Here is a 10272-nt window from a genome sequence, read left to right as displayed (position 1 = left end):
CGCTGCCATGAGATGCTCGGCCACTAAAATCGGCCCCCAGTGGGGGACGCTTGCTGGGTCGCTGGCACACTCACGTCTGGGAGAGGTCGATGCCGTACCGACGCCGCATCATCTCGAAATGGTCGGCGTCGCTCATCGTACGGGCGTCCTCAATCACCTCTTCCTCGGAGACCGCGGAGCGACCGCGCACGAGGGCCTCGGCGTCTGCACCGACCAGGTACCGTAGACGCGGACGATCAGTGCTGATCGCATGTCCGATCACCTCCGCAACGGCTTGAGGAAGCGTTGGATTGCCGTTGAGAGTGTTCTGAAAGAGCAGCCGTAAACGGCGGCTGTGATCGTAGTAAGGGGAACCCTCGCCGGTAAAGCGCGTCGCTTTGTTCCAGATCGGGGTGGTGACCACGCCGGGCTCGATCACAACCACACGGATGCCGAACGATCGTACCTCCTGGGCGAGGATGAGGCTCGCGGCTCCGAGCGCGTGCTTAGTCGCGGAATAGTGCCCGTGACCGGCAAGCGCCACCCGGCCCGCCGCGGAACTTACGTTGACAATGGTGCCAACGCGGCGCGCGCGCATGCCGGGGAGGACCGCGCGTATCATACGGATCGCGCCGAAGTAGTTCGTTTCGAACACGCGCTTCGCGTAATCGAGCGGCACGTCTTCGATGGCACCGCCGCCACCGATTCCGGCGTTGTTCACCAGCACGTCGATTCGGCCAGCGGCACTGAGGACAGTCTGCACACCGCGTTCGACCGAATCGTCACGATCGACGTCAAGGATGACAGGGGTGACGGGCAGCGATTCGGCCCGAGCCCGGCCCAGAAGTTCCGCGCCGGATTCGAGAGTCCGCAGGCCCGCGTGAACGTCGAAACCCTGCCGTGCGAGGTACAACGCTGTAACCTGCCCAATGCCCGTACTGGTCCCCGTGACGAGAGCAACAGTCATACGAGCCCCCTGATTCGCAACATTGCCCCCTCCGAACAGGCAGCGGGAAGCGACAACTCGCACCCGTTTGCTGGGGACGCCATCTAGACCTCTTTAGACGGGCTGGCGATGTCAACGAGGGCCTTCGATGAACTCCAATGGCCGGGCCCCCGAGCGGGACGCGCGCATCGCGGACTTGGAGGCGCGGCTGCAGCGAAACGAGTGGGCGTTCTCACTGCCATCGGGGGCGCAGCGTTCTCATACCCATCATGGGGGACGCCCACGCACCGTCCCTCTTGGGGCCCTACTCGTCGTCGCCCAGTTTCCCGGCCGATGGAGCGTCCGGCGCGCGGCCAGTACTCCGGCCCGCCGTTGCCTCAGTCGATACCATGGACCGGACGCCCGGGGCTGTGAACTTGTTCATAGCCCCATGCGGCGGCCCGCCGTATGCTACGGCCGTGACACACACGGCGGGAGGCGAGAGCGATGTGGCCGGAACTGTTTGGTCAGGGTTCAGCACTTGGACTGTTCGTGGCGGGGAGCATCCTGGCCGGTTTGGCCGCGATTGTTTGGTTTGCGATGCGCACTGCCCGGCCGCTGGGGCCGGATCCGGTGGCCGATCTATGGCGGCGTTACGAGCATGGGGATCTCACGTCTTGGGAAGCGGCGCGGCTCTTCCGGATTCTCGCTGATCAGCGGACGGCCGCCGAGCAGTCGGGGCAACGGCTCGCGCTTGCTCGGCGGGCTGAGGACGAGGCCGCCGGTTGGGGCGTCACCGAAATCGGGACGATACAGGTCGCTGGCGCGCGGCGTGCCCACTAAGACGCGCGTGCGGCGAGGTAGTGAACGCCACTATCGTGGGCGTTGGGTTGAGGGCCAGGCGTTTGATTAGGGCCAACTGCACCTAGCGATACCCGTTGGTGGGTCAGTGTCGGGGGGACAGAATGGTTTGGCTCCTTTGGTGACCCGATGAGTAGTGTCGCCAGAACCAGACACTTGTCTGCCTAGTTGTCGGGGCGCACCCCCTCCGGCGAACACCCTGCGTATTGGCTCCCAAGAAAGCGACTGCTTTTGTCGCGCCGGAGGGCAGTCTAAGAAGTGCGCCGAACGGTGAGGGCGAGCGGCCAAGCCGTCGGAGGGGAGGGTCACGCCCATTTCAGCGGGTTCCGATTCGTACCTGACACCCGAGGCCCGCGCCCGCGTCGAGATCGACCGACAATTGGAAGCGGCCGGGTGGGCCGTTCAGGACATGGGCGCGGGGTGGCGAGGATGCGCATCGGTGCCACGCTGCGTCAGGCCAAGGCGCGATAGGGCCAAGGCACGTCTTGCTCAAACATCAGTACAATTTCATCCCAGCAGCCCCTACTGACTCTGGCCTATTCCTTCCATCGTGCCGGGGAATGAGCGGGGCCAAGGAGTTGCGCGACGATTACCCAATTTCGTTCGCGGGGTAGGAAGGCTATCGGTCACTTTGCTCACCGTTGTGCACCCTGCAGGGGAACACCCCAATAGCGTGTGTGGTCTGATCTTTCACGACGTATTGACAATAGTCAGTATAGCGGATGCCTCTTGAATCCTGGTGCTTGATGGTTCCCATAAAATAAAGCGTCTTTGTCCCACTCTGAAAACCTTGCGCGTCACGGTCCGACAGGTGCGACCCTTGAGCGATCATCCAAAGCCTGTCACCAGGTACGATCCTGTGTCGCGGATTGGCGTTTCGGATTTGACTTTGAGCCATGAAGGCCGCGAAAATCTGGTTCTCAAAGGCGGCTTGCTGTTCGGGACTCGTAGCCGGAGGTAGAGAGTCGACGTCTGAACGAACGTAGTTGTCGATCACGACGCGGCCATCTTCACGGCCCCTGTTGATGAACTCGGCAACACCTGTCACCACTTGTCCGGCAGAAAACGAGGGTACCAGAGGCTCGAAATAAACATTTGAAAGCGGGAGTGCGGCTTAAGAAATGGTAACGCTAGGGACAGGACAACGCCGCCAATCAGAACTGGCGGCACCCACTCATAGTGAGGAAGCACTGCGGCAAGCCGAGCGGTGAGCCCAACGAAAAACTCAATCAAGAAGATAAGCAACCCCGAACAGACGGCAATCGAGACAGCCTTGACGCGCCAATCAGGAAGCACGTCGCCAAGAAGGGCGCCCAAGAAGAGGAAAAACAGAGCCAGGACGATGCCTTGAGCGGTTATGGTGGTCTCCCCCACAGACAGATTCCTCCGTAACTGCTTGGTCTTCGCCGACAACTTGGCGAAGAGGAAACGAACACCTCTTGAGATCACCGAGGCGGTACCTATGCCGTTCGGCAGGAACACCACGAGTGTGACCGATGCCGAACGCCTCCACGACATCGAGCAGAAACTGCGCTGCTGAGGATACCTCTCGCATTACCCCGACGCCGAACGCGATGTGGCCTGGCTGCTCGACCGATTAGCCGAGCGGGACGCGCGCATCGCGGAGTTGGAGGCGGCGCTGCAGCGGCGGAGCGAGTGGGCGCTTCGGCTGCCCTGAGATGCCGGTCCTACAAGTCCCCGAACCACTGCGCCTGGGCGATAGCCCAGATTGGCCTCCTGCTCCGTCAGCGGCCGCCCGCGCAACCGCCCGAGTTCGTTTTTGACCTGTGACGAAGCCGGGGCAAGATTTCACGTTCAAGATCACGGGGCACTGAAAGTCGAAGACGCTGCTCCCACTGACATCGCGCCGCAAGATACGACTCGGTCGCTTCATCAAGCGTGCCGGGGCGTTCAGCGACGCCGAGCGGGTGCAGAAGATGCCCCCACATCTTTGCGAGTTCCGCGCTGACCAGTTCCTGTCGCCCGTACGCCCGCTTTGAGGTGAGCCACAGAATCCAATCCCAAAAGTGAGCGTCGAGGCCCGGCAGCGTGGCGGGGTCCCGCGAGGGTGCGCGCCCGAAATACCTTTTGTCTGGGCTCCTTGTGTGCGGCGAGTGCGCTGCCAGATACGTGATCCAGCAGCACCGTCCCAGCGTGCAACATTACGGGTGCGCCGTCCACTACGACCGGGGTCCTGCCGTGTGTAGCAATGGCCGCCTCGTCCGCAGGGACAGCATGGAGCAGCGGGTGATTGAATACATCTTCGGCGACTTGTTCGCGCCCGACCGGCTGGCTTATCTGGAGAATGCCGTCAACGCCGTGCTGGCGCGGGCGCAACACCAGTCCTCGGACACGGTGGAGCAGGGCAGGGCGGCGCTCCAGCAGGCGAGCCGGGAGTTGGAGAATATCGCGAACGCCATCCGCTGCGGAATCATCACACCGACCACGAAGGCCATGCTAGAGGACGCCGAGCGCCGGGTCACGGTTCTAGACCGGGCGGTGCGAGAGGCCGAGCGGACGCCGACGCCCGTGGTATCCGTGCGGTCCGTCGTCGAACGTTACTTGCGCGACCTGCGTGGCTTGCTAGAGGCGAACGTAGACGAGGCCCGGCGAATGCTGGCGCTCGCTGTAGACAAGATCGTGCTTATCCGAGAAAGCCCGCACTTGGTGGCCGAGGTCCGGGGCAACATGGCTGGGTTACTGGAATTGCACGGATGTGTGAGTAGCGTTGGTGCCGGGAGGGGGATTTTGCGATTACCCCCATGGCCAAGTGCAGCTCGCATCATCACCTGAGTGCCTCGTGACCTACCCCGTCCGATTGGAAGCGGCGTCGAAGAGGGACCGTAGCGCCGAATCCTCCGTGCGCTCGGGGCCGAAGAACTCCGCGATCCCGCGTCACCACACATTAGGCCTCGATCTACAAGTTGCAGACGCAGGCGCGCCCGAGCTGAACCGTTCGCACACTAGGCAAAACGCCGGCTCACGCATTAAGGTTGGCTAGATGTTGGTCCCGGGAGCGGGTCGAGCTACCGCTCACGGTAGAGGCTGTGGATAGCATTGCGCGCGACATCCGGTGACGGGGTGGCCGACAGGCCCCGGCCAAACCTTCGGAGCTTGACAAGAGGACTCTGCGGAGCTTGAGCTTCAACGAGGCCGCGACTGCCAGCACAGTCCCATTAGATTCCAACCGTGAAGAGGCAGGCAACGGGAACCCACAAGTGTCGTTGTAGACTTCGGGCATGTTCGGTGCGTTAGTGCCGGGAGCCCGTCTTTGACGCTGGCAACCCTGCCGCCCGAAGACCGGATCGTAGCGTAAACCGCTATCCCTTGAGTGACCAGCGACCACCTGAACGGTGGCGGAGTCTGAAGTATGGTGCGCCGGCACCGTCAGCAAGCCGGGCCCGTTAGTAGAAGATCCGCGGAGGGTTTCGACAGACCCGCCCGAATGGGCTGCGTTGGACAGGGTAGGGCTTAGGGGGGATCGCGCTTGAGCACGCCAGAGGAGCGAATTCGGAAAAAAGCCGAAGAGCTGGATGACCGGGCAAAGAAGGGACAAGTGCAGGGAGGCATATCAATGAAACCAGAAACTGGAGGGAAGGTTAAGTTTGGGATTTGGGGCCTTATTTGTGGGGCAGTCATCACAATGATCATCGGCTTTGCGTGGGGCGGTTGGACAACCGGGGGCACTAGCCGACAGAGGAGCGACGCGGCGGTCCTGGCGACTCGGGCCGCGATCTGCGTCGCCCAATTCATAAAGGACCCGAACTATAAAGAGAAACTTAAAGAATTAACGGCGTTAGATTCCTATGCGAGAAGTGGCTTCATTGAAAAAGGCGGCTGGGACAAAATGCCGGGGGAAAAAGAGGCTAGCTTTGATGTAAGCCGAGCATGCGCCGACGGGCTTGAATATCTTACGAAATAAGCTAGCTCGTCCATTCGTGTGGCTCTGCGTAGGATAATCATAGTCTAGGCAAGGGCATAGCAGGGTGCCGATGGACATTCAGCAGATCTTGACGAGACTCCCGCAGCGGTACCCCTTCTTGCTCGTTGATCGCATCTTGGAGATCATACCGGGCGAACGCATCGTCGGGCTCAAGAACGTCGCAATCGACGAGCCGTTCTTCGCGGGCCACTTCCCTGGGAATCCGGTGATGCCGGGGGTCCTCATCGTCGAGGCGATGGTTCAAGTTGCGGCGATCCTCGTGTCATTTCGCCCCGACATCGAGGGCCGTCTGATCTACCTCGCGAATCTCGAACGTGTACGGTTTCGCCGCGCGGTGCGCCCCGGTGACCGGCTCATCACGACCGTGGTTGCACTGAGGGGAAAGGGTCCGTTCGGAAAGGCGCAAGTGACCGCCACGGTGGAAGGCATGGTCGTGGCCGAGGGGATTGTGACCTACGGGTTGGTCACGGTTGATGGGGCGACGTCTGCCAATCGGTAGTGTCTTGTCGGACCGCAAGAACGTTCCTCGCCAGACGACGCTGTGTGCGGCCCGAGAAGAAGAGGTGGTCCTGCCCGCTATGCGACGACCTCTCTGGAGCGCCGCAGAGCCCTCCCCGGGCTGTTCGAGCACGCTTCGGCGCGCAAGATCCGCCGCCTTGCTTCTGGCCATATCTGGCTAAACCACCAGCGAGACCTCTATTACCTCGGGATCCTTCGGCGCAACGGCCGCTTTTCGTAGTTCGACGTGAAGCTTCCCCAACGCGAGCTCTTCCATCGCGATGAGCACAGGATTGCGCATAGTTGTCTCGATGGCGGGCGGATCTCCCGCAATCAACTGCCGAGCTCGAGCGGGCACGACATTCACGAGGGCGTAGAATGATGAGACCTTCGCCACGAGTCCCTCAAGCGGGCGTGTGCTGCATTTAGGCGACCGACCCCTCCATTTCCATCTGGATCAGTCGATTCAACTCCACGCTGTACTCCATCGGCAACTCCCGGGAGATCGGCTCGATGAAGCCGCGGACGATCAAGCTCATTGCCTCGTCCTGGTTGATCCCGCGGCTCATCAGGTAGAATAGCTGCTCACTGGACACCTTCGAGACGGTCGCCTCGTGGGTCACTTCCACGTCGTCCTCATCGATCTCCATCGTCGGATAGGTGTCCGACCGGGACTGGTCGTCGAGGATCAGCGCGTCGCAGCGCACCGCGCACTTGCTGCCCTTGGCGCCCGGATGGATCTTGACGAGGCCCCGGTACCCGGCTCGGCCGCCGGATTTGCTGATCGACTTACTGACAATAGACGACTGCGTGTGCGGCGCGGCGTGGATCACCTTCGCGCCGGGATCCTGGTGTTGTCCGGCGCCGGCGAAGGCAATCGAGAGGATCTCGGCCTTCGCCCCGGGCTCCACCATATAGACACTCGGATACTTCATTGTCAGCTTGCTGCCGAGGTTGCCGTCCACCCACTCCATCGTCGCATCACGGTACGCGACCGCCCGCTTCGTCACGAGGTTGTAGACGTTCTTGGACCAGTTCTGGATCGTCGTGTAGCGGACGCGCGCGCCTTCCTTGACGATGATCTCCACGACCGCGCTATGCAGCGAGTCGCTCGAGTACGTCGGGGCGGTGCACCCCTCCACGTAGTGGAGGTAGGAGCCTCGTTCCGCGATGATCAGGGTCCGCTCGAACTGGCCCATGTTCTGCGCATTGATCCGGAAATACGCCTGCAGCGGGACGTCGACGTGCACGCCCGCGGGCACGTAGACGAACGAGCCCCCGCTCCACACCGCGCTGTTGAGCGCGGAGAACTTGTTGTCCTCGGGCGGGATGACTGTCCGAAGTACTCGCGGACGATGTCCGGGTGCTCGCGCAGGCCGGAGTCCATGTCGAGAAAGATCACGCCCTGCTTTGTCCATTCCTCGCGCAGGCTGTGGTAGACCACCTCGCTCTCGTACTGCGCGCCGACGCCGGCCAGGTACTTCTTCTCCGCCTCCGGGATCCCCAACCGGTCGAAGGTGTTCTTGATGTCCGCGGGGACCTCGTCCCACGTCTTGCCCTGGTTCTCCATCGGCTTGACGTAATAGTAGATGTCGTCGAAGTCGATCTCGCCGACGTTGCCGCCCCAGGTCGGAAGCGGTTTCTTCTCCCACACCCCGAGCGAGCGGAGCCGGAGCGTTCGCATCCAGTCGGGCTCGCTCTTCATGTGGGAGATCATCTCCACGATCTCGCGGTCGAGGCCCTTGCGGGACTTGAACGCGTACTTATCCTCGGGATCGTGGAACCCGAACTTATACTGGTCGAGATCGGTGCCGATCGGGTGCGTCACCACCATGATGCATACTCCTCCTGGTTCGTGCCTTGCTCAACGTCCTGGCCGGCGTTGTGGCCTGCCCCGCGGAGCCGGTTGCGCTAGAGACTCTGGCGCAACAAGTAGTCGCGGCCGCGGTCCGTGATCACCACGTCCCCCAATCCGCTCCGAATCCGCTTCCACGTGGCCAACCCGTAATCGGCACAGTAGAGCAGATGGCCTTCCACGGCCCCCCGCGCAAGGCCAAGCCGCTCACCGAGCACGACACTGTTCGCGCCGGCCGACTGATCCCGTAACGACGCCAAAACCCGGTTCCGTTCGTTATCGAGCGCCATGGTTGTCCTCCCCAAGCTCCTGACTTATGGGAACCAGAGACACCGCGTCGGGTCCCTTTTGACCGAGGCTGCGTCCCAGACGGAACATTACATACCGCTGGTACTCTCGAGCGATCTCGATTGGGGCGCGCGGCATGAGGAGCACGATTGCGGCGACGACGGCGATTCCTGTGGATATCATTCTGAGACCCCCGGGGCCGGCGCTCCGGCTCGCCCGCGCCGTGACGTCTACGAGAAGCCGGTGTTGGGGAGAGCAAGACGCGATCGCGGGCCTGGCTTCAGCTCCGCGAACTGCGCGCCATGACCACATCAAACTTAACATCACGCTACGTTGGGCGCTGAGCAAAACTGCTCATGTAGCTGACGTGCGGAACGGCCGGCAGGACGGCGGCCGGTTTGGCTGCCCCTTACTTGACGCGCTGAGACTCCGGGGTTTTGTCGTAGAGGATGACGTTTAGAAGGGTACTGTGAATATTCATTCCGCCGTTGTATTCGATGAAGCCCAACCGCCTAAACTTGTTCATGAAGTAGCTCACTCTCGACCGTGTCGTACCCACGATCTCCGCGAGCGTCTCCTGGCTGATCTTCGGCACGATGATTTCAGGTTTGCCCTCTTTGCCAAACTGCGCCAACAGTAGGAGCGTCCGGGCCAGCCGCTTCTCGCTGGAATTGAACAGTTGGTCGACAAGGTCCTCTTCAACCCGAATGTTGCGGCTGAGCAAGTAGGCCATGAACTCCTCAGAGAACGCGCCGCGTTGGTGCAGCAGGTTGTTCATGATTTGCTTTTCGATGCGAAGGCTCGAGCCGTCTGTCATGGCGGTGGCCGCCGCCATCCGCAGGGGTTGCCCGGCGAGACAGCCTTCCCCGATAAAATCGCCGGCGCCGATTATGGCCACGACCGCTTCTCTGCCCTGCTGGGATGTCACCGTCAGCTTGATCTTGCCTTCCCGAATGTAAAAAACGGCGTCCGCGGGATCACCCTGCGCGAAGATGACGCGGTTCTTGCGGTACTCGAGGACGCGCTTGCCTTCGCCAAGCTGCTCGAGCACACGTCGATGGGGGAATCGCGCCGGCTTTCTCTTTGCCATGCGCGTCCTCCTCACCGCCAACTTCGGATTTCCAAGGGCAACTCTCAAGTCACCAATATTATAGAGTGACGCGGAGACAGCATCAACTTCCACGCCGGGCGACCCGCCTATTTTCGGCATCTTGGAGATCTTCGACCCCTCCAGGATCAGGTTGTTCGGCCGGGTTTCTTCCTACGCCCAGTGGGCCGTGACGCCGTTCCCCGGGGCCGTGATGGTCGGGGCGCCGACAGTCGCGGGAGGCGCCGCGGCGGTCGGCGTGGCCACACGGACTTCATACGCCTCGTTCGTCCCCGAGATCACGGAGAACCCGGCGACCCGGCCGTTCTGGATCGCGCTGAAGTCGGCGTTCTGGCCGTTTAGCGTAATGCTAACAGGGTGAGGATTTCCCGTCTGTCCAGAATTGCTCAGAATCGCGCTGGAGGAAACGGGGTGGAGCCGTTCAATTCAAGGCGTCCGAGTCCGCGGAAGATGAGTTGAAACGCTAAAACGCAAATTCCGGTTCGCATGAGCAGCACGCAGGTGCCGCCGTCGGTCGTCAGCGATCGCCGCGCGGGCAGATCCTGGCTCCGCTCGCGATGGCTCCTCATCGTGGACCCGTCGTTGTTCGTATGCGTGGCCGCGGTGGCGGCGGTTCCGTTCCTCGTCCCGGCCGAGCAGTTCCGGCCGCTGCTGATGCAGCTGCTCACTGACGTTCTCGATCGCCATCCCCGAGCTCAGCAAGCCCACGTTTGCCCGGGCGGCGTCTCCGGGGCTCCATCGCACGCCGAGCGCGTCGCCGGGATCACCGGCGCCTCAAGCACCGCCTCAGGACGCGACCGCCGCAGAGTACCAGA

10 protein-coding genes and 1 pseudogene are annotated in these 10272 nt (G+C 62.0%); 5 read left to right on the top strand and 6 right to left on the bottom strand.

Annotated elements, in window-relative coordinates; translation table 11 throughout:
- Positions 1 to 70: 70 nt before the first annotated feature.
- Positions 71 to 946, bottom strand: coding sequence for an SDR family oxidoreductase (locus VGZ23_15615; GenBank protein HEV2359019.1), 876 nt, complete (start codon positions 944 to 946; stop codon positions 71 to 73).
- Positions 947 to 1411: 465 nt separating this feature from the next.
- Here VGZ23_15615 and VGZ23_15610 point away from each other — a divergent pair, with 465 nt between their 5' ends.
- Positions 1412 to 1747, top strand: a complete 336-nt coding sequence (locus VGZ23_15610) for a hypothetical protein (protein ID HEV2359018.1) — start codon at positions 1412 to 1414, stop codon at positions 1745 to 1747.
- 1062 nt (positions 1748 to 2809) lie between these two features.
- Here VGZ23_15610 and VGZ23_15605 read toward each other — a convergent pair.
- Entirely contained in the window at positions 2810 to 3250 is a 441-nt protein-coding gene (locus tag VGZ23_15605) for a hypothetical protein (GenBank protein HEV2359017.1), read from the bottom strand.
- A gap of 564 nt (positions 3251 to 3814) precedes the next feature.
- On the opposite strand from VGZ23_15605, the gene VGZ23_15600 reads away from it, so the two are divergent.
- From VGZ23_15600 to fabZ, 3 genes are all read left to right on the top strand, one after another.
- A complete protein-coding gene (locus VGZ23_15600) occupies positions 3815 to 4558 on the top strand; it encodes a zinc ribbon domain-containing protein (protein ID HEV2359016.1) in 744 nt (247 codons plus the stop codon).
- Positions 4559 to 5252: 694 nt separating this feature from the next.
- A complete protein-coding gene (locus tag VGZ23_15595; protein ID HEV2359015.1) occupies positions 5253 to 5687 on the top strand; it encodes a hypothetical protein in 435 nt (144 codons plus the stop codon).
- Positions 5688 to 5757: 70 nt separating this feature from the next.
- Positions 5758 to 6207 carry a 3-hydroxyacyl-ACP dehydratase FabZ gene (fabZ, locus tag VGZ23_15590; GenBank protein HEV2359014.1) on the top strand — a complete coding sequence of 150 codons (450 nt, stop codon included), beginning with the start codon at positions 5758 to 5760 and terminating at the stop codon, positions 6205 to 6207.
- Positions 6208 to 6384: 177 nt separating this feature from the next.
- Here fabZ and VGZ23_15585 read toward each other — a convergent pair whose 3' ends face one another.
- The 4 genes and pseudogenes from VGZ23_15585 to VGZ23_15570 all read right to left on the bottom strand — a co-directional run bounded on the left by VGZ23_15585 (position 6385) and on the right by VGZ23_15570 (position 9439).
- Complete coding sequence (locus VGZ23_15585; protein HEV2359013.1) at positions 6385 to 6603, bottom strand: DNA-directed RNA polymerase subunit omega; 219 nt, start codon at positions 6601 to 6603, stop codon at positions 6385 to 6387.
- Between the two features lie 28 nt (positions 6604 to 6631).
- Positions 6632 to 8040 (bottom strand): annotated as a pseudogene (sufB, locus tag VGZ23_15580) (Fe-S cluster assembly protein SufB).
- A gap of 77 nt (positions 8041 to 8117) precedes the next feature.
- Positions 8118 to 8351 carry a hypothetical protein gene (locus VGZ23_15575; GenBank protein HEV2359012.1) on the bottom strand — a complete coding sequence of 78 codons (234 nt, stop codon included), beginning with the start codon at positions 8349 to 8351 and terminating at the stop codon, positions 8118 to 8120.
- Positions 8352 to 8758: 407 nt separating this feature from the next.
- Positions 8759 to 9439 (bottom strand): Crp/Fnr family transcriptional regulator, encoded by a 681-nt coding sequence (locus VGZ23_15570; protein ID HEV2359011.1) that lies wholly within the window; start codon positions 9437 to 9439, stop codon positions 8759 to 8761.
- 504 nt (positions 9440 to 9943) lie between these two features.
- Between VGZ23_15570 and VGZ23_15565 the strand changes: the two genes are divergently transcribed.
- The coding region (locus VGZ23_15565; protein HEV2359010.1) for a hypothetical protein at positions 9944 to 10272 on the top strand (329 nt) is incomplete at its 3' end.

Source organism: bacterium (assembly GCA_035945995.1).
Taxonomy (GTDB): Bacteria; Sysuimicrobiota; Sysuimicrobiia; order Sysuimicrobiales; family Segetimicrobiaceae; genus DASSJF01.
Note: the sequence above shows the minus strand (reverse complement) of the source record. Positions and strands in the feature narration are given on the sequence as shown.